Consider the following 19891-nt stretch of genomic DNA (forward strand, 5'->3'; position numbering starts at 1 on the left):
GTCATTCCCATCCGAGGTTGACCGCGGCGTCGCCGCGGGAGCTGGAATAGGACTGCTTGGCCTCGCGCCGCATGGCCTGCCAGGCATCCCAGTTCGGGTCCTTCTTGCTGTTGTTCTCGTCCGTGATGTCCACGCCGCGGTCCTGGGCCCAACTGTCGATCATGCTGTACGTGCCGCCGATTCCGGACGCGTAATGTTCGGAGTTCTTCTCCTGGGCCGCCGAGGACGCCGCCGAGCTGACATCCTTCGACCATTCGTAGGTCGCCGCGTCGATCAGTCGCTGCGCCGTGTCGCCGAACACCGGAAGTCCGGTCACCGGGGCACCGGCGAAGTGATAGGCGTACCGTGCCTGGTCGTTCACGGCGGCTATCTTTCCGTCCCGTTCGTCCAGAATCACATCGGAGCCGATCGAGTTCATCGCGCCCAGTACGGAGCCCACATCACTCGCCGGGTTCTTCCACGCCTCGTGGCCCTCTCCGCCGGATTTCGGAGCCTCGGCGAGCTGATCCATCGCGTACGCCCGCTGGGTGTCGTAGAGCAGGGCATAGGTCTGGTCGTCGGAGGAGACCCCGCGCATCACACGCATGAGGCTGTCCTTTCCGACGGTGATTCCGGATTTGCCGGAATCGTTCGTCCAGATGTCGTCCATCCCCTCGGGGCTGCCGTACTTCGTGCCCTTCTCCGCAAGGATGTTGTGATTGTCCTGGGCGTAGTCGGCCAGCGCCCGCCCGAGATTCCTCTGGAGGTTCTGGTGGACGGATTCGCCGCCCGCCTTGCTGTCGAGGGTGTTGATGGTCTCCTGCATCACCCGGGCCTGTGCGGCGGTGTGCGGGCCGGGCTCGCCGCCGGACTGGCCCTCCTTGAGCGGCGGATGCCCGGTCGTGGCGGCCTCCAGGGCCGCGCCGAGGCCCTGCCGGCTCGCCGGGTCGTCGAACGGCTTCGTCCCAAGGCCGGTGACCATGTTCTTCGGCCATTCGCGGGTATCGTCCCCGCTGCCGACCAGATACTTCAGATGGTTGTTGGAGACGTGGTTCTCGCCGGTCCCGTTGCCATCCGGATCGAAGAAGGCGGTGGCGGCGTCCGGGTTCTTGCTCATGACCTTGAGCAGTCCGTCGACGGCATCGGTGTTCACCCCTTCATGACCCCGGCCCCACTTGGTGAAGATGCCCGGATGGTCCTTCTCGGCGGCGATGAGGTCGTCGCCCAGCGCATACAGGAACTGGTCGTCGTATTTCCTGTCGGCGTGGTCCATCATGTCGACGAACAACTGATAGCCGTAAAGCGGTTCCGTGTTCGAACCGAAGTTCTTCGTGCCGGACTTATCCAGCTCCTCCGTCCACTCCCGGTAGAACTTCCCGTCGGAACTCGCCACCCAGTCCCGGTACTTCTTCGAACCGGGCGGCGCGTCCGCGACACTGCCCGGAACGCGGGTCGCCTCGGCCACCGAGTTGGCCAGTCCCCTCTGGACGGCCTTGAACTGGTCGCGATCGGCCTTTCTGTCCTTGTCGTGCGTGAAATCGTTCAGCTTGTCGTTGAGCTTGATGACGCCGTCCGGACCGAGGCCGTTGAGGAACGTCTGGTTGAAGACCTTGTTGTCGGCGTTGTCCCGGAACGCCCGCTGGAATTCGGCCCACTCCGCGGCGGAGACCTTCTCCCCGTTGTTGATACGGGTGGCGATCTCCTTCTGGTTCTCCGCCTCGTACAGTTCGATGTCGCCCTTGGCATGCGCGTTGAAGCCGGTGCCCAGGGTTTCGTCGTTCTTGTCCCCGTACGAGTCGATGACCACGGCCGCCAGCGCCAGCTTGACGCCCTTGTCCGCGTCGTCGACCGCCTTCACGCGATCATTGATGTGTTTCGCCCAGGACTGCTCGATGGTGCGGGTATCCGGATCGTGCCGGACGGCGGTGCGCTCCGAGTCGCTCAGTTTCGCGTAGTCGTACGAGACCGTCCCGTACTCGGAGACCTTCATCCCCGCCTTGATCGCGTCGTCCCGCGCCGACTCGACCCGCTTCTTCAACTCCACGAACTGCTCGTGGGCGTCGCGCAGCAGGCTCGCGATCGCCTTGGCCTGCGTCTGGGCCGCCTTGTACTCGTAGCGGGTCGCCGCAAAGTTCGTGTGCGCCGCCATCGCGCTGGCACCCTGCCACTGATAGCCCATGGTGATGGACTGGACGCTCTCCTTGTAGCGGGTCTCGACCTTCTTGAATTCGGCCGCCATGTCGTCCCACTTGCCCGCCGCCGTGGTCAGCAGGCCGAAGTCGGTCGTCATGACGTCTTCGTACGTCAGCATGTCTCTCTTGCTCTCCCCGTGAGAAAACGTCGCCGCTTCACGCCCCGGCCCGCTGCCGCGCCCGGGGCCGCCTCACACCCCGGCCCGTCGCCGTGCCCGGGGCCGTGTTCCCGCCCGTCGATGTCCCTGCCCGTCGAGTCCCTGCCCGTGCTCTCACGGGCGTACGAGCGCTTCGTACGCCCGTGAGAGCACCCTGTACGCGCCCGATGCCGTTCTCCGCTCGGGGCGCTCCGGGCGCTCCGGGCAGTCAGAGGCCGTGCCCTACAGCCCGTTCAGCTTCGACCCGTTCTTGAAGGCGCTCTCCGTGGCCAGGTCGTTCTGGGCGAAGAGGCCGCCGGCGCCCCGGAGCGCGCCCTTCTCCGCCGACAGGCGGCCCATCAGGGTCTTGACCTGGGATTCCCAGGTCTCGCGGACCTTCTTCAGGCCCGCCGCCGTGTCCCAGCCGTCGAAGCCGGTGACGGCCTTGCCCGACGCGTCGTCCGCCCAGTTCCCGGCCTTCCTGGTGTCGGGCTCCAACTCCGTCTCTATCGTGTTCGCGGCGGCCTTCTTCTGGCCCGGTGTCGAGGCGACGTCCGCGTCGCCCCACGGGGCGCCGCCGGCGTCGGCGCTGTTCAGCCGCATGCCGCTGTCGCCTCCGACCGAAGTTGGCTCCACTCCTGATCGAACCCCATGAGGTTCCTCCCCCGTTTCTTTCGTTGTCGGCAGACATCTTTGTCGACCCGGGCGGTGCCGCGCCGGGCGGATCGCACCCCGTGGCACCGCCCGCCCCGCCTCACGCGCCCGGCAGCAGCCCCGTCTGCACCAGCGGGTTGCCACGCCGCCGCGACGCGAAGTAACCGCGCCCCGGCGGCATCGGAGTCGCCCGTACGCGGCCGATCAGATCGCCCTCCGACGGGTCACCCGACAGGACCACGCCCTGGGCGCCCAGCTCCAGCACCCGCTGCATGAACGACTCGTACAGCGCCCGTGAGGCGCCCGCCGCGTTCCGCGCGATGATGAAGCGGATCCCCGTGTCCCGCGCGAACGGCAGGTACTCCGCGAGCGGCGCCAGCGGGTTGCCCGAGTTCGTCGCCACGAGGTCGTAGTCGTCGATGATGATGAAGATCTGCGGCCCGCTCCACCAGCTCCGGTCCCTGAGCTGCTGCGGCGTCACATCCGTCGGAGGCTGACGCCGCGCGAAGACGCCGCCCAGCGCCTCCATGTGCATCTGGAGCGACGAGGCCATCGGCGCGTACTCCAGCAGATGCGCCTCCGACAGCGACCCCAGCAGCGTCCGCCGGTAGTCGCCGACCACGAACTTCGCCTCGTCCGGCGTGTACCGCTCGGCGAGCTGCTTCGCGATCAGCCGCAGCAGATTCGTCTTGCCCGCCTCGCTCTCCCCGAAGACCAGGAAGAACGGGTCCGTCTCGAAATCGACGAAGACCGGCTCCAGACTCGTCTCGTCGATCGCGACCGCGATCCCCGCCCGCGGGAACTCGAACCCCTTCGGCAGCCGGTCGGCCGGCAGCTTGCGCGGCAGCAGCCGCACCGTCGGGGCCGAAGGGCCCGCCCAGTGCGTCCGCACCGCCGCCACGAAGGCCGCCGCCCCCTCCGCCAAGTCCTCGGCGCCGCTCACCCCGTCGACACGCGGCAGCCCGCCCATGAAGTGCAGCTTCTGCGGCACCTGGCCACGGCCCGGCACCCCCGCGGGGACGTTCGCCGCGACCTTGCGGTCGAACTCCGAGTCCATGACATCGCCGAGCCGCAGCTCCAGCCGGCTCAGGATCAGGTCCTTCAGAGCCGCGCGCACCTCCATGTAGCGCGCCGCCGTCACCACCACATGGACGCCGTATCCCAGCCCCCGTGCCGCGATGTCGGAGATCACCGACTCCAGCATGTCGTAGTCGTTGCGGAAACCGCCCCAGCCGTCGATCACCAGGAAGACATCGCCCCACGCCTCGCCCGGCAGCTCCCCCGCCGCGCGCCTGCGCCGGTACGTCGCGATCGAGTCGATGCCCTGCGCGCGGAAGAACTCCTCGCGCCGGTTGAGGACCCCCAGCACCTCCGCGACGGTACGCCGCACCCGCTCCGGGTCCAGCCGCGACGCCACCCCGCCGACATGCGGCAGCTCCGCCAGCGAGGCGAGCCCGCCGCCACCGAAGTCCAGCGCGTAGAACTGCACCTCACGGGGCGTGTGCGTGAGCGCGAACGACGAGATCAGCGTCCGCATCAGCGTCGACTTCCCGGACTGCGGGCCACCCACCACCAGCAGGTGCCCGGCCGCCCCCGAGAAGTCCCGGTAGAGCACCTCGCGCCGCTGCTCGAAGGGCTTGTCGATCAGCCCCAGCGGTACGGTCAGCCCGCCCGGCCGCGAGTACTCCGTCGCGTTCAGCCCGCGCTCCGCCGTCACCGCGATCCCCGGCAGCAACTGGTCCAGCGTCGGCGCCTTGTCCAGCGGCGGCAGCCACACCTGGTGCGCCGGCACCCCCTGCCCGTCCAGCCGCCGCACGATGACGTCCAGCACCGTGTCCGCCAGCGCGTCGTCCTCCACCGGCTCCGCGACCGTACGCACCGGATCCGGCGCCGCGTACACCACCGGCACCGGCGCCGCCGTGAACACCGCGGGCCGCCGCTCCACCGCGAGCTGCCCCACCGAGAGATCCGGCCCGCCCGCGCGGTACGTCCCCGAGACGTACGCCGCCTTGAACCGCGTCATCTCGTCCGTGCCGTACTTCAGATACCCCGAACCCGGCACCGACGGCAGGTGGTACGCGTCCGGCACCCCCAGCGCCGTACGCGACTCCGCCGCCGAGAAGGTGCGCAGACCGATGCGGTACGAGAGATACGTGTCCAGCCCGCGCAGCTTGCCCTCCTCCAGCCGCTGCGAGGCCAGCAGCAGATGCACCCCCAGCGAACGGCCGATCCGGCCGATCTGGATGAACATGTCGATGAAGTCGGGCTTCGCCGTCAGCAGTTCGGAGAACTCGTCGATCACCAGGACCAGCGAGGCCAGCGGCTCCAGCGCCGCGCCCGCCGCCCGCGCCTTCTCGTAGTCATGGATGTTGGCGTAGTTGCCCGCGGAACGCAGCAGCTCCTGACGGCGCTGCAACTCCCCGCGTATGGCGTCCCCCATGCGGTCCACCAGCGTCAAGTCGTCCGCCAGGTTGGTGATGACCGCCGCCACATGCGGCATCTGCGACATCCCGGTGAACGTCGCGCCGCCCTTGAAGTCCGCGAGCACGAAGTTCAGCGTCTCCGAGGAGTGCGTCACCGCGAGCCCCAGCACCAGCGTCCGCAGCAGCTCCGACTTCCCCGACCCCGTCGCCCCGACACAGAGCCCGTGCGGCCCCATGCCCTCCTGCGCCGCCTCCTTCAGGTCCAGCATCACCGGAGCGCCGTCCTCGCCCACCCCGATCGGCACCCGCAGCCGCTCCGCCGTCGACCGGGGCCGCCACGTACGCGCCACGTCTACGGCGCCCGCGTCGCCCAGCCCCAGCAGGTCGGTGAAGTCCAGGTTGGCCAGCAGCGGTTCGTCGTCGTCGCCCCCGCCCGTACGGAGCGGCGCGAGCTGCCGCGCCAGCGCCTCCGCCGCCGGCAGCGAGAGCCCGTCGGCCACCCCCTCGTACGCCAGACCGCCCCCGGACTCCAGGCGCAGCCGTCCCGGCCGTACGACCACCGAAAGACCGCCCCGCGGCTCGTCCAGCTCCCCGGGGACCACCTCGACGATCGTCACGCCCTGCACGCCCTCCGCCGCCGCGAAGAGCGAGTCGGGCGGCACCGAACCGCCGTCCAGCACCACGACCACATGCGGCTGGTCCAGCACCGGCGAGGCGTCCCTGCCGAACCGCGGCCGCCCCTCCAGCCTGCTCTGCAACAGCGCCTCCAGCTCGCCCAGGTCGTCCCCGAACAGCCGCTTCGTACCCGCCCCGTCGATCTGCCCCGGCACCTGCGTGTGCGGCAGCCACTTCGTCCACTCCCAGCGCCCCGCCGCGCCCGGCGACGCCACCACGGCGACCATCAGGTCCTCGCACGAGTGGAGCGTCACCAACTGCGCGACCAGCGCCCGCGCCACACCCTGCGCCGACTCCTGCTCACCCGAGACCGTCACGTGGTAGAAGGCACGCATCGACACCGCCATCGGCAGCCCGTCCAGCGAGCCGTGCACCGCCAGGAAGCGCTGCATCGCCCCCGCGCACAGCGGCTCCAGCTCGTCCACCGGCGCCGTCTCCGGCGCCACCAGCGGCGTCGCGAGCTGCTGCGCCCCCAGCCCGATCCGCACCTGAGCGAAGTCCTCGTCGCCGACCCGGCGTTCCCACACCCGCGACCCCTCGGCCACCACCGACCAGAGCTGCTCGGGGGAGGGGTGCAGATAGAACTGCGCGTCGCGCTGCGCCCGCGCCGTCCTGCGCACCGTACGCCGCGTCTGAGCCAGGTACTTGAGGTAGTCGCTCCGTACATCGGACATTTGCCCCTGCGTACCCCGGCGGTACCGGACGATCTGCGCACCGACCATCGCGACCGTCGAGAACAGCATCAGCACGCCCATGATCCTCATGAACGGCGGCGCCTGGGGCGAGAAGAAGAACACCACCGACGAGGCCATGCCCAGCACCGGGAGCACCTGCATCAGCATGCCCTCCTGCTGACCGCGCGGCAGTTCGGGCGGTGGTTCCAAGGTCAGCGCATCGGAGGGCACTTCCGGCGGAAGGGAACGTGGCGGGCGTTTGACTACGATCTGGCTCACCGGCGCATCAATCCCTCATGACGGACGGGCGATTCCGTACCGGCGCCCCCGTGGCGACGGCGTCGCTCCGCGCGACCGTGATCCTACGTGCAGCCGCACCGCACCCCTCCCGGTAGGGTGACGCGCGCACCGTGCGCAACCGCGAATCAGGGGGACAGACACGTGAGTACGACCACAGCGACCGGCTTCTGCCGCGTCACTGTCGTGGCGCCGGACAGCAGGATCGACGTCGCTCTGCCGGAAGATCTCGCCGTCGCCGACGTCCACCCGGAGATCCTTCGGCTCACCGGACAGACCCAGGCGGCCGGCACCCCCACCGGCTATCACCTCGTACGGCGCGACGGCACCGTCCTCGACGGCGCCCGCACCCTCGCCGCCCAGCAGGTCCTCGACGGCGAGATCCTCAGCCTGCGCCCCTTCGGCCACTCCCTGCCGCCCGCCGTCTTCGACGACGTCTCGGACGCCGTCGCCTCCGCCGTACGCCGCGACCGCCACCTGTGGAGCGACGACATGCTGCGCGGCGCCGGCCTCGTCGGCGGCGTCCTCCTCCTCGTCCTCATGGGCTTCGTCCTCTGGTACGCCGACCCGGTGCGCCACGACATGCACGGGCTGCCCGGCGTCATCGCGGGCGTCGCCGGCCTCCTGCTGACCGCCTTCGCGGGGGTACGGGCCCGGGTGTACGCCGATCGCGCCACCGCCGTCGCCCTCGGCCTCGGCGCCCTCCCGCTCCTGCTCATCGGCGGCTCCGGCATCCTCGCCGCCGAGCCGGGACAGGGCCCCGGGCGGCTCCAGTTCCTCCTCGGCTGTGTCACGGTCCTGGTCGCCTCCGTCGCCCTCGTCGCGCTCACCCCGAGCGGCGACGCCCCGTTCGTCGCCGCGACGTTCCTCGCCACCGTCGGCACCCTCGCCACCTTCGTCATGATCCTCACCGAGGCGTCGGCCACCGACACCGCCGCCGTCTGCGCCCCCGTCGCCGTCGGCCTCGTCGCCTTCCTGCCGGGCCTCTCCGCGCGCTTCGCCCGCCTCCCCATCGGCTACGCCTCGCCGCGCACCGGCGGCGGCCCCTACGACGACACCTTCGGCACCCCCGGCGACCCGCACGCCGACCCCCACGCCGCCGAGGCCGACCCGGTCGACGCCGAACGGATCGCCGCCCAGGCCCGCCGGGGCCACGAGATGCTCCTCGGCCTCGTCGGCGGCTGCGCGGCGGTCGTCGTCGGCTCCGCCGCCGTCCTCGGCTTCGCGGACTCCCTCTGGGCCCAGCTCCTGGCCCTCATGGCGGGCCTCGCCACCCTGCTCCGCGCCCGCCTCTTCCGCTACACGGCCCAGGTCGTCTGCGCGCTCGCCGCGGGCATCGCCGCGATCGCCCTGCTGATCCTCGGGCTCTCCCTCAACCCGCCCCTGGACCACGTCAGGGAGCTCCTCGTGTACGGGGACCGGGGCGCCCTGGACATCCGTACGATCTGGCTCACCGCGAGCGTCGCGGCCGGCGCCGCCCTGATCACCGCGATCGGCCTGATCATCCCGCGCAAGGGGCTCTCGCCGTTCTGGGGGCGCCTCCTCGACCTCACCGAGGGCGCGGTGCTGCTCACCCTCGTACCGCTCTGCCTCGCGGTCCTCGACGTCTTCAGCGCCGCCCGCGCCCTCACCGGCTGACCCCGCCCTGTACCGCCCCGTACCGGGGCCCCGTACCGCGCCGTACGGGCCCCGTACGCCGGGACCCGCACCCCGGCCGAGACCCCGCCCCAGGGCTGATACCCTGGGCGGCGGCCGTCTCTGTACGCGACCACCGAAGCCCCTGGCTGCGCGGTCGGCGTACGACGGATCTCCCGCCTCCCGAGTAACGGAAGCTCCCCAGAGTATTCGACCTGGGGCACTCGGTGGCCACGAAGAATCACGAGGAGTACGCGTGTCGCTCGACGCCGCTACGAAGAAGCAGATCATGACCGAGTTCGGCACCAAGGAAGGTGACACCGGCTCCCCCGAGGTCCAGGTCGCCATGCTGTCGCGCCGGATCTCGGACCTGACCGAGCACCTCAAGACCCACAAGCACGACCACCACTCGCGTCGTGGCCTGCTCATCCTGGTCGGGCAGCGCCGCCGCCTGCTCCAGTACCTGGCCAAGAAGGACATCCAGCGCTTCCGCGCGCTGGTCGACCGCCTCGGCATCCGCCGCGGTGCGGCCGGCGGCGCCAAGTAAGTCCATGGCGACCAGGGAGCGGTTCCCCACGTCCGGGGAACCGCTCCCTTCGCCGTATGTACGGGGCGGACGGTGGGTACGGGATCTTCCGGGCCCACCGTCCACGCCGTACCGGGGCGGACGGGGCGCCTCGCCCGGGACGGCCGGAATGCCATCCCGTGGCCAAGCTCAGTAATCTGGACACACGAGTACCACCGAAGTGCACAACTGAAGCAGGGGGAGCGATCTCCACCGCCGCCGGTCCTCGGTAGTGGCGCCCGGAAAGGCACGGCCCATGCCGCCGCCCCGGGAGCTTCGATCGAAGACCGGCCCGCACCAAGGAGCGCGCTCCTCCGCCACGTCCCTGCCACACGGGCACGGGACGAAGACGAGGAGAAATCACTAGTGGAGAACGAGACCCACTACGCCGAGGCCGTCATCGACAACGGAACCTTCGGCACCCGCACCATCCGCTTCGAGACGGGCCGCCTGGCCAAGCAGGCCGCCGGCTCCGCCGTGGCGTACCTGGACGACGACACCATGGTGCTGTCGGCCACCACAGCCTCCAAGAAGCCCAAGGACCAGCTCGACTTCTTCCCCCTCACGGTCGACGTGGAGGAGCGGCAGTACGCGGCCGGCAAGATCCCCGGCTCCTTCTTCCGCCGCGAGGGCCGGCCCTCCGAGGACGCGATCCTCACCTGCCGCCTCATCGACCGCCCGCTGCGCCCCTCCTTCAAGAAGGGCCTGCGCAACGAGATCCAGATCGTCGAGACGGTCATGGCGCTCAACCCCGACCACCTGTACGACGTGGTCGCCATCAACGCCGCCTCCTGCTCCACCCAGCTCGCCGGCCTGCCCTTCTCCGGCCCCATCGGCGGCACCCGCGTCGCCCTCATCAAGGGCCAGTGGGTCGCCTTCCCGACCCACACGGAGCTGGAGGACGCCGTCTTCGACATGGTCGTCGCCGGCCGGGTCCTGGAGGACGGCGACGTCGCGATCATGATGGTCGAGGCCGAGGCCACCACGAAGACCATCCAGCTCGTCAAGGACGGCGCCGAAGCCCCCACCGAGGAGGTCGTCGCCGCCGGTCTGGAAGCCGCGAAGCCCTTCATCAAGGCGCTCTGCAAGGCCCAGGCCGACCTCGCCGCCAAGGCCGCCAAGCCCACCGGTGAGTTCCCGGTCTACCTCGACTACCAGGACGACGTCCTGGAGGCCCTCACCGCCGCCGTACGCTCCGAGCTGGCCCAGGCGCTCACCATCCCCGGCAAGCAGGACCGCGAGGCCGAGCTGGACCGCGTCAAGGAGCTGGCCGCCGAGAAGCTGCTCCCGCAGTTCGAGGGGCGCGAGAAGGAGATCTCCGGCGCCTACCGGGCGCTGACCAAGACCCTGGTGCGCGAGCGCGTCATCAAGGACAAGGTCCGCATCGACGGCCGCGGCGTCACCGACATCCGTACGCTCGCCGCCGAGGTCGAGGCCATCCCGCGGGTGCACGGCTCGGCGCTCTTCGAGCGCGGCGAGACCCAGATCCTGGGCGTCACCACCCTCAACATGCTCCGCATGGAGCAGCAGCTCGACACCCTCTCCCCGGTGACGCGCAAGCGCTACATGCACAACTACAACTTCCCGCCCTACTCCGTCGGCGAGACCGGCCGCGTCGGCTCGCCGAAGCGCCGCGAGATCGGCCACGGCGCGCTCGCCGAGCGCGCCATCGTGCCGGTCCTGCCGACGCGCGAGGAGTTCCCGTACGCGATCCGCCAGGTCTCCGAGGCGCTGGGCTCCAACGGCTCGACCTCCATGGGCTCGGTCTGCGCCTCCACCATGTCGCTGCTGAACGCCGGTGTGCCGCTCAAGGCCCCCGTCGCCGGTATCGCCATGGGCCTGATCTCCCAGGAGATCGACGGCAAGACCCACTACGTCGCCCTCACCGACATCCTCGGTGCGGAGGACGCCTACGGCGACATGGACTTCAAGGTCGCCGGTACGAAGACCTTCGTCACCGCGCTCCAGCTCGACACCAAGCTCGATGGCATCCCCGCCTCGGTGCTGGCCGCCGCGCTGAAGCAGGCCCGCGACGCACGCCTCCACATCCTCGATGTGATGAACGAGGCCATCGACGTCCCGGACGAGATGTCCCCGAACGCCCCCCGGATCATCACGGTCAAGATCCCCGTGGACAAGATCGGCGAGGTCATCGGCCCCAAGGGCAAGATGATCAACCAGATCCAGGAGGACACCGGCGCCGACATCACGATCGAGGACGACGGCACCATCTACATCGGTGCCGCCGACGGCCCGGCCGCCGAGGCCGCCCGCGCCACGATCAACGGCATCGCCAACCCGACCATGCCGGAGGTCGGCGAGCGCTACCTGGGCACGGTCGTCAAGACGACCACCTTCGGCGCGTTCGTCTCGCTGCTCCCGGGCAAGGACGGGCTGCTGCACATCTCGCAGATCCGCAAGCTCGCCGGCGGCAAGCGCGTCGAGAACGTCGAGGACGTCCTCGGCGTGGGCCAGAAGGTCCAGGTCGAGATCGCCGAGATCGACCAGCGCGGCAAGCTCTCCCTCATCCCCGTGATCGAGGGCGAGGAGTCCGGATCCGAGGACGCGAAGGACGACACCTCCAAGTGACGGACAGCTCCAGGACGACGGCCCGCACCTCCTCCGAGGCGCGGGCCGTCGCCCGTACCCAAACCCTTCTCGCCGGCCGGGACGGCATCGGCACCGTCCGCCGTACGACGCTCCCCGGCGGGCTCCGCGTCGTCACCGAGACCCTGCCGTCGGTGCGCTCCGCCACCTTCGGCATCTGGGTCCAGGTCGGCTCCCGCGACGAGACCCCCGCCCTCAACGGCGCCACGCACTATCTGGAGCACCTGCTCTTCAAGGGCACCGGACGGCGCAGCGCCCTCGACATCTCCTCGGCGATCGACGCGGTGGGCGGTGAGATGAACGCCTTCACCGCCAAGGAGTACACGTGCTACTACGCACGGGTCCTCGACACCGATCTGCCGCTCGCCATCGACGTGGTCTGCGACATGCTCACCGGCTCCCTCATCGAGGCGGCCGACGTCGACGCCGAGCGCGGCGTCATCCTCGAAGAGATCGCCATGACCGAGGACGACCCGGGCGACTGTGTGCACGACCTCTTCGCGCACACCATGTTCGGCGACACCCCCCTCGGCCGCCCCGTCCTGGGCACCGTGGAGACCGTCAACGCCCTGGACCGAGACCGGATCAGCCGCTTCTACCGCGAGCACTACGACCCGACGCGCCTCGTCGTCGCCGCGGCCGGCAACGTCGACCACGACGCGGTGGTGGACCTGGTCCGCGCCGCGTTCGACCGGGCCGGCGCCCTCTCCCGTACGGACGCCACGCCCGTCGCGCCCCGCGACGGCACCACCGCCGTACGGGCCGCGGGCCGCGTCGACCTGCTCGACCGCTCCACCGAGCAGGCCCATGTCGTCCTCGGGATGCCGGGCCTCTCCCGTACCGACGAGCGCCGCTGGGCCCTCGGCGTCCTCAGCACGGCGCTGGGCGGCGGTATGAGCTCCCGCCTCTTCCAGGAGGTACGGGAGAAGCGCGGCCTGGCCTACAGCGTCTACTCGTACACGTCGGGCTTCGCCGACTGCGGGCTCTTCGGGGTGTACGCGGGATGCCGGCCGGGACAGGTGCACGACGTCCTGAAGATCTGCCGCGACGAACTCGACCGCGTCGTGGCCGGCGGACTCCCCGACGACGAGATCGCCCGCGCCGTCGGCCAGCTCTCCGGCTCCACCGTCCTCGGCCTGGAGGACACCGGAGCGCTGATGAACCGTATCGGCAAGAGCGAACTGTGCTGGGGCACCCAGATGTCCGTCGACGAGATGCTCGCCAAGATCGCCGCGGTCACCCCCGACGACATCCGCGCCGTCGCCCGCGACGTCCTGGGACAGCGCCCCTCACTCGCCGTCATCGGGCCGCTCAAGGACAAGCAGGCCGCCCGCCTCGACGAAGCGGTCTCCTGACCGGCCCCGGGCCGGCCGTACCCCCAAGGTGAAGGAAACAGAGCAATGAGCAAGCTGCGCGTGGCCGTGCTGGGCGCCAAGGGCCGGATCGGAGCCGAGGCCGTACGGGCCGTCGAGGCCGCCGAGGACCTCGAACTCGTCGCCGCCCTCGGGCGGGGCGACAAGCTGGAGACCCTGGTGGAGGCCGGCGCCGAGGCCGTGGTGGAACTGACCACCCCGGCCTCGGTGATGGGCAACCTCGACTTCTGCGTACGCCACGGCATCCACGCGGTCGTCGGGACCACCGGCTGGACCGACGAACGGCTCGCGCAGCTCCACACCTCGCTCGACGCCTCGCCGCGCACCGGTGTGCTGATCGCACCGAACTTCTCCATCGGCGCCGTCCTCACCATGAAGTTCGCCGAGACGGCCGCCCGCTGGTTCGAGTCCGTCGAGGTCATCGAATTGCATCACCCGAACAAGGCCGACGCGCCCTCCGGGACGGCCACCCGCACCGCCCAGCTCATCGCGGCGGCCCGCGCGGAGGCGGGCAGCGCCCCGCAGCCCGACGCGACGGTCACGGCGCTGGACGGCGCGCGCGGCGCCGATGTCGACGGCGTGCCGGTGCACTCCGTACGGCTCCGGGGCCTCCTCGCCCACCAGGAGGTCATCCTGGGCGGCGAGGGCGAGACCCTCACCATCCGGCACGACTCGCTGCACCACAGCAGCTTCATGCCGGGCATCCTGCTCGGTGTACGGCGTGTCGTCTCCACCCCGGGGCTCACCCTCGGGCTCGAACACTTCCTCGACCTGGGCTGACCCATGCGCGCGAAGATCACCTACTGCGTCACGGCCGCCGTCCTCGTCGTCTACTTCGTCCTGGTCGGCAGCCGGGGCGTGCTGCTGATCCGGCACGGTACGGCGCTCACCGTCACCTTCGGCGTCGCGGTGCTGATCCTGCCCGCCATCGGCGTCTGGTTCCTCTGGCAGAACACCCGGTTCGTCACCCGCGCCAACCGGCTCGCCGCCGAGCTGGAGGCGGAGGGCGGACTTCCGGTGGACGAGCTGGTACGGACCCCGGGCGGCCGGATCGACCGGGACTCCGCGGACGCCGTCTTCGCGGCCCGCCGCGCCGAGACGGAGGACTCCCCGGACGACTGGCGCTGCTGGTTCCGGCTGGCGGTCGCCTACCACGACGCCCGGGACACCCCCCGCGCCCGCAAGGCGATGCAACGGGCGATCGCCCTCCACGAGGGCCGCCCCCCGGTCCGGGCCTGACCCGCTTCCGGCTCCGGTACGGGGGGTACGGGGCGCCGCGTACCGTACGGCGCGGGCCGGTCCGCCCCGTACGTACGGCTACGCCCCGTACGGCGCCCCACACGCGAAGGAGCGGGGCCCGGCCGCCGTAGCCGGGCCCCGCTCCTGTCGTCTCTCCGCCGGGCTCAGGCGCCCCGGTACTCGTCCGCCCAGGCCTCGACCGTGTCGGCCGCCCGGTCGAACGCCTCCGTACGCGACAGGAAGTCCGCGTTGTGATCGGTCAGTACCACCAGAGGTTCACCCTGACGGCGGACCACCAGCAGCGCCTGTCCCTGTACGGTGCGGGGCAGCCCGAGCCACCGTACGGGCTGCTGGACGGTGCGGACCGCGGTGACCTGGTTCCACGCCAGTGTGGTCGTACGGAGCAGGCTCACCCGCCGAACGCCGTGCCGGCTCACCCAGGCGCCGACCCGCAGCAGCCGCAGCGCGACCGCGATGGCCACGGCCGCGACGACCAGGCAGAACGTCGCCCCGGCCATCCCGGCCGCGATCGCGGTGATCAGCGCCGCGAGCAGAACGAACGAGGCCAGCAGCAGGAGCAGCGCCGAGGCCACCACCCGCCAGGGCCCCGGGCGGTACGGACGCCGCCAGTCATCATGATCGTCGAAGGGCAGTGCGACCTCGTCGGTCGCCTCAAAGGCCCGGTCGGCCGTCAGAAAGTGCAGGGGCACGACTGATCCTCACTCACAAGCACGCTCGATTGCTGTGCCCGGTGAGGTTATCGATCACGCCCCCGCCCGGACCACCCCGTGTGGGCCGGATGTGTCAGCGGCCCTGTGACGCTTCCGACTGCTGACTGTGGCCGGACGCGTGGTTCGTGTCCAGCGCCGGCATCCCGAAGAGCAGGGCGCCGACGAAACCGGCGGCGACGGTGAGCCCGATCAGGGTACGGCCCACCACCTCGGGGACAGTGGCACGGTGGCGGGGCGGGGGAGTGACATTACTGCGGAAACGGTCGGCCTCGGCGACGAACGCGAACGGGACGGCCTCTCGCCGGCGGAACATGGAGGCACTTCTCCTCGGGGTCGGAGCGGCCGTGATGGGGAACGCCGCTGGTCGGTCGATTGCTACTTCTTCTGACGAACAGAAGCGCCGAGCCGTGCCCGAATTCCCCGGATTGGCCGAGGAACACCGGCCGTGGCCGGTCTTGTCGGTGCCGCGCCGTAAAGTGGTCGCCGCCCGAGCGTCGTGACTGGAAGGACCCCTTCGTGAGCGAGACCCCCGCGGATACCTCCGTGACCTCCGCCGAGACCAAACCGAGCTTCCGCGGCGATGTCACCGTGGAGCTGGTGAAGCACGCCGCGGGCGACTCCGACGTGCTCTGGGCCGCGCGCGTCTCCACCGCGGGCGAGGACTCCCTCGACGAGCTGACGAAGGACCCCGAGCGCTCGAAGGGCCTGATCAACTTCCTGATGCGGGACCGCCACGGCAGCCCGTTCGAGCACAACTCGATCACCTTCTTCATCAGCGCCCCGATCTTCGTCTTCCGCGAGTTCATGCGGCACCGCGTCGGATGGTCGTACAACGAGGAATCGGGCCGCTACCGGGAGCTCCAGCCGGTCTTCTACGTCCCGGACACGGACCGCAAGCTCGTCCAGCAGGGCCGTCCCGGCAAGTACGAGTTCGTGCCGGGAACGGAGGCGCAGCACGAGCTGACGGCGCGCGCGATGGAGGCCTCGTACATCCAGGCGTACGAGGCGTACCAGGAGATGCTGGCGGCGGGCGTCGCCCGTGAGGTGGCCCGTTCGGTCCTTCCCGTCGGCCTCTTCTCCTCCATGTACGCCACCTGCAACGCGCGCTCGCTGATGCACTTCCTCGGTCTGCGCACCCAGCACGAGCAGGCGAAGGTGCCGTCCTTCCCGCAGCGCGAGATCGAGATGGTCGGGGAGCTGATGGAGGAGCACTGGGCGCGCCTCATGCCCCTCACCCACGCGGCCTTCAACCTGAACGGCCGCGTCGCCCCCTAGGAGCGCCGCATGCCCGGGTACGGTCGCGGGCTGCCCGGGGTACAGATGTACGGTCAGCCGGGTGAAGTGTCCAAATTGCGGCGTTTCGAGAAGTTCATCTAGGCTGATCAAACGGACCCGGCACTGCCTGAACCCCCGAGCAGGCAGTGCCGGGCTCCTACCGTCCCGCCCCTCAACCCGTCCCCCAAAGGGACACGGCGGACTGAGCAGCGAGTAGCGTGTTACCCATGGCTCCGATCTCCACTCCGCAGACCCCCTTCGGGCGGGTCCTCACCGCCATGGTCACGCCCTTCACGGCTGACGGCGCAATCGACCTCGACGGTGCCCAGCGGCTCGCCGTCCATCTGGTGGACGCAGGCAACGACGGCCTGGTCCTGAACGGCACCACCGGTGAGTCGCCGACCACCAGTGATACGGAGAAAGAGCAGCTCGTACGGGCCGTACTGGAAGCCGTAGGAGACCGGGCCCACATCGTCGCCGGAGTCGGCACCAACGACACCCGGCACTCCCTCGAACTGGCCCGCGCCGCGGAACGGGCCGGCGCCCACGGGCTCCTCGCGGTGACCCCGTACTACAACAAGCCCCCGCAGGAAGGCCTCCTGCGGCACTTCACCGCCATCGCGGACGCCACCGGGCTCCCGGTCATGCTCTACGACATCCCCGGCCGCAGCGGTGTCCCCATCGACACCGAGACCATCGTGCGGCTCGCACAGCACCCGCGCATCGTCGCCAACAAGGACGCCAAGGGCGACCTCGGCCGGGCGAGCTGGGCGATCGCCCAGTCCGGCCTCGCCTGGTACTCCGGCGACGACATGCTCAACCTGCCGCTGCTCTCCGTGGGCGCGGTCGGCTTCGTCTCCGTCGTCGGCCATGTGGTCACCCCGGAGCTCCGCGCCCTCCTCGACGCCCACCTCAACGGCGACGTCCAGAAGGCCACGGAGATCCACCAGAAGCTGCTTCCCGTCTTCACCGGGATGTTCCGCACGCAGGGGGTCATCACCACCAAGGCCGCGCTCGCCTCGCAGAACCTGCCGGCCGGACCGCTGCGGCTGCCCCTGGTCGAACTGTCGGCCCAGGAAACGGCCCAGCTCAAGATCGACCTGGCCGCCGGCGGGGTACAGATCTAGCCACAGACTTCACAACTGAATACGCGAGGACAGCAGAACCCGATCGCGCTCCCGACCGGTGACCGACGGTCATGGTCACGCGCGACACATCGGTATACACACACCGGTATACACAGACAACTGCAAGTGCACGAATGTCATGCGCGCCACGTGCCTCAGCGGTACGTGGCGCGTGTGGTGAGGAGAGTCTTTTGAGTCATCCGCATCCTGAACTCGGCGCCCCGCCGAAGCTGCCCAAGAACGGCCTGCGCGTCACCCCGCTCGGCGGTCTGGGCGAGATCGGCCGGAACATGACGGTCTTCGAGTACAACGGCCGTCTGCTCATCGTCGACTGCGGCGTCCTCTTCCCCGAGGAGGAGCAGCCGGGCATCGACCTGATCCTGCCGGACTTCAGCACGATCAGGGACCGCCTCGACGACATCGACGGGGTCGTGCTCACCCACGGCCACGAGGACCACATCGGCGGCGTCCCCTATCTGCTCCGGCTGAAGCCGGACATCCCGCTGATCGGCTCCAAGCTGACCCTCGCGCTGATCGAGGCGAAGCTCCAGGAGCACCGCATCCGCCCGTACACCCTGGAGGTCAGCGAGGGCCACCGCGAGCGGATCGGCCCCTTCGACTGCGAGTTCGTCGCGGTCAACCACTCCATCCCGGACGCCCTGGCGGTCGCCGTCCGGACCCCCGCGGGCATGGTCGTCCACACGGGCGACTTCAAGATGGACCAGCTCCCGCTGGACCGCAGGCTGACCGACCTGCCCACCTTCGCCAAGCTCGGCGAGGAGGGCATCGACCTGCTGCTCTCCGACTCGACCAACGCGGAGGTGCCGGGGTTCGTCCCGCCGGAGCGGGACATCTCCAACGTCCTGCGCCAGGTCTTCGCCGGCGCGCAGAAGCGGATCATCGTGGCGAGCTTCGCCAGCCACGTCCACCGCATCCAGCAGATCCTGGACGCCGCGCACGAGTACGGCAGGCGGGTCGCCTTCGTCGGCCGCTCCATGGTCCGCAACATGGGCATCGCCCGTGACCTGGGGTATCTGCGGGTCCCGCCGGGCCTGGTCGTCGACGTCAAGGCCCTCGACGACCTTCCCGACCACGAGGTGGTCCTGGTCTGCACGGGCTCCCAGGGCGAGCCGATGGCCGCGCTCTCCCGGATGGCCAACCGCGACCACCAGATCCGTATCGTCCAGGGCGACACGGTGATCCTGGCGTCGTCCCTGATCCCGGGGAACGAGAACGCGGTCTACCGCGTGATCAACGGCCTGACCCGGTGGGGTGCGAACGTCGTCCACAAGGGCAACGCCAAGGTCCATGTCTCGGGTCATGCCTCGGCCGGCGAACTGCTGTACTTCTACAACATCTGCAAGCCGAAGAACCTGATGCCGGTCCACGGCGAGTGGCGCCACCTGCGGGCCAACGCCGAACTGGGCGCGCTGACAGGGGTCCCCAAGGACCACATCGTCATCGCGGAGGACGGCGTCGTCGTCGACCTGGTCGACGGCAAGGCCCGGATCGTCGGCAAGGTCCAGGCCGGTTATGTCTACGTCGACGGCCTCTCGGTCGGCGATGTGACGGACGCGTCCCTGAAGGACCGCCGCATCCTGGGCGACGAGGGCATCATCTCGGTCTTCGTGGTGGTCGACTCCACCAGCGGCAAGGTCGTCGGCGGCCCGCACTTCCACGCGCGCGGCTCCGGCATCGAGGACGCGGCGTTCTCGGCGGTGCTGTCCAAGGTGGAGGAGGTCATCGCCAAGTCGGCCTCGGACGGTGTGGCGGAGCCGCACCAGATCCAGCAGCTCGTCCGCCGCACGGTCGGCAAGTGGGTCTCGGACACCTACCGCAGGCGCCCGATGATCCTCCCCGTGGTGGTCGAGGTCTGACGGACCGTCACGGTATCTGGAGCGGGGGGCCTCGATTTGCTTCGAGGCCCCCCGCTCCAGTACGTTTACGGCTCCACCTGAACGGGAAGCCCGGGTTTTCATGTGCCCGAGCCGCTGCCGCTGGAGGGTGGGAATCCGGCTCGGAGAATCTCTGATAAAGTCGGAATCGCTGGAAAGGGAAAACGCGAAAGCGAAGAACTGGAAAGCAACCCCGCTCCGACGGGGAATCGGACACGAAAGAGTCTGATAGAGTCGGAAACGCAAGAACGGAACACAGCAACAAAGCAAAAATAAAGAAACACCGAAGGGAAGCGCCCGGAGGAAAGCCTCGGACAGTGGTCCGGGTGAGTACGAAGGAAGCGTCCGTTCCTTGAGAACTCAACAGCGTGCCAAAAGTCAACGCCAGATATGTTGATACCCCGACCGGACGG

14 protein-coding genes are annotated in these 19891 nt (G+C 69.8%); 9 read left to right on the forward strand and 5 right to left on the reverse strand.

Features of this window, described 5'->3' with window-relative positions; all coding sequences use genetic code 11:
• Nucleotide 1 precedes the first annotated feature (1 nt).
• From AB0O07_RS20615 to eccCa, 3 genes are all read right to left on the reverse strand, one after another.
• On the reverse strand, nt 2–2269 hold the full coding sequence (locus AB0O07_RS20615) for a hypothetical protein (RefSeq protein ID WP_365635229.1): 2268 nt from the start codon (nt 2267–2269) through the stop codon (nt 2–4).
• A gap of 282 nt (nt 2270–2551) precedes the next feature.
• Nucleotides 2552–2911 (reverse strand): hypothetical protein, encoded by a 360-nt coding sequence (locus tag AB0O07_RS20620; RefSeq protein WP_365635231.1) that lies wholly within the window; start codon nt 2909–2911, stop codon nt 2552–2554.
• A 151-nt stretch (nt 2912–3062) separates the two neighbouring features.
• Nucleotides 3063–7013, reverse strand: coding sequence for a type VII secretion protein EccCa (gene eccCa, locus AB0O07_RS20625; protein WP_365635234.1), 3951 nt, complete (start codon nt 7011–7013; stop codon nt 3063–3065).
• Nucleotides 7014–7175: 162 nt separating this feature from the next.
• Here eccCa and eccD point away from each other — a divergent pair, with 162 nt between their 5' ends.
• The 6 genes from eccD (at nt 7176) to AB0O07_RS20655 (ending at nt 14450) form a co-directional block, all read left to right on the forward strand.
• Complete coding sequence (gene eccD, locus AB0O07_RS20630) at nt 7176–8669, forward strand: type VII secretion integral membrane protein EccD (protein WP_365635237.1); 1494 nt, start codon at nt 7176–7178, stop codon at nt 8667–8669.
• A 253-nt stretch (nt 8670–8922) separates the two neighbouring features.
• Entirely contained in the window at nt 8923–9213 is a 291-nt protein-coding gene (gene rpsO / locus AB0O07_RS20635) for a 30S ribosomal protein S15 (RefSeq protein WP_093600212.1), read from the forward strand.
• Nucleotides 9214–9597: 384 nt separating this feature from the next.
• Nucleotides 9598–11820 (forward strand): polyribonucleotide nucleotidyltransferase, encoded by a 2223-nt coding sequence (locus AB0O07_RS20640; protein ID WP_365635241.1) that lies wholly within the window; start codon nt 9598–9600, stop codon nt 11818–11820.
• Entirely contained in the window at nt 11817–13193 is a 1377-nt protein-coding gene (locus AB0O07_RS20645) for a pitrilysin family protein (RefSeq protein WP_365635244.1), read from the forward strand. Before AB0O07_RS20640 ends, AB0O07_RS20645 begins: the two co-directional genes overlap by 4 nt.
• A gap of 45 nt (nt 13194–13238) precedes the next feature.
• Entirely contained in the window at nt 13239–13991 is a 753-nt protein-coding gene (gene dapB / locus AB0O07_RS20650) for a 4-hydroxy-tetrahydrodipicolinate reductase (protein WP_365635247.1), read from the forward strand.
• 3 nt (nt 13992–13994) lie between these two features.
• A complete protein-coding gene (locus AB0O07_RS20655) occupies nt 13995–14450 on the forward strand; it encodes a tetratricopeptide repeat protein (RefSeq protein ID WP_365635250.1) in 456 nt (151 codons plus the stop codon).
• Between the two features lie 164 nt (nt 14451–14614).
• On the opposite strand, the gene AB0O07_RS20660 is transcribed toward AB0O07_RS20655, so the two are convergent.
• Nucleotides 14615–15160: a hypothetical protein gene (locus tag AB0O07_RS20660; protein WP_365635254.1), complete on the reverse strand. Its 546-nt coding sequence runs from the start codon at nt 15158–15160 to the stop codon at nt 14615–14617.
• Nucleotides 15161–15254: 94 nt separating this feature from the next.
• Complete coding sequence (locus AB0O07_RS20665) at nt 15255–15494, reverse strand: hypothetical protein (protein ID WP_365635256.1); 240 nt, start codon at nt 15492–15494, stop codon at nt 15255–15257.
• Between the two features lie 203 nt (nt 15495–15697).
• Here AB0O07_RS20665 and thyX point away from each other — a divergent pair, with 203 nt between their 5' ends.
• The 3 genes from thyX to AB0O07_RS20680 all read left to right on the forward strand — a co-directional run bounded on the left by thyX (nt 15698) and on the right by AB0O07_RS20680 (nt 19460).
• Complete coding sequence (gene thyX, locus AB0O07_RS20670; protein WP_365635259.1) at nt 15698–16456, forward strand: FAD-dependent thymidylate synthase; 759 nt, start codon at nt 15698–15700, stop codon at nt 16454–16456.
• Between the two features lie 227 nt (nt 16457–16683).
• Nucleotides 16684–17583, forward strand: coding sequence for a 4-hydroxy-tetrahydrodipicolinate synthase (gene dapA / locus AB0O07_RS20675; protein ID WP_365635262.1), 900 nt, complete (start codon nt 16684–16686; stop codon nt 17581–17583).
• A 191-nt stretch (nt 17584–17774) separates the two neighbouring features.
• The gene (locus tag AB0O07_RS20680) at nt 17775–19460 is read left to right on the forward strand and encodes a ribonuclease J (protein WP_365635265.1); all 1686 of its coding nucleotides are present in this window, start codon (nt 17775–17777) and stop codon (nt 19458–19460) included.
• The last annotated feature ends 431 nt before the right edge of the window (nt 19461–19891 follow it).

The organism is Streptomyces sp. NPDC093085, from assembly GCF_040683935.1.
In the GTDB taxonomy this organism is placed as follows: Bacteria; Actinomycetota; Actinomycetes; order Streptomycetales; family Streptomycetaceae; genus Streptomyces.

What these genes read in the sequence shown, in the direction of transcription:
- AB0O07_RS20615 (WP_365635229.1), bottom strand. Translation starts at nt 2,269, where the DNA reads ATGACGACCGACTTCGGCCTGCTGACCACGGCGGCGGGCAAGTGGGAC.
- AB0O07_RS20665 (WP_365635256.1), bottom strand. Translation starts at nt 15,494, where the DNA reads ATGTTCCGCCGGCGAGAGGCCGTCCCGTTCGCGTTCGTCGCCGAGGCC.
- dapA (WP_365635262.1), top strand. Translation starts at nt 16,684, where the DNA reads ATGGCTCCGATCTCCACTCCGCAGACCCCCTTCGGGCGGGTCCTCACC.
- dapB (WP_365635247.1), top strand. Translation starts at nt 13,239, where the DNA reads ATGAGCAAGCTGCGCGTGGCCGTGCTGGGCGCCAAGGGCCGGATCGGA.
- AB0O07_RS20655 (WP_365635250.1), top strand. Translation starts at nt 13,995, where the DNA reads ATGCGCGCGAAGATCACCTACTGCGTCACGGCCGCCGTCCTCGTCGTC.
- AB0O07_RS20620 (WP_365635231.1), bottom strand. Translation starts at nt 2,911, where the DNA reads ATGCGGCTGAACAGCGCCGACGCCGGCGGCGCCCCGTGGGGCGACGCG.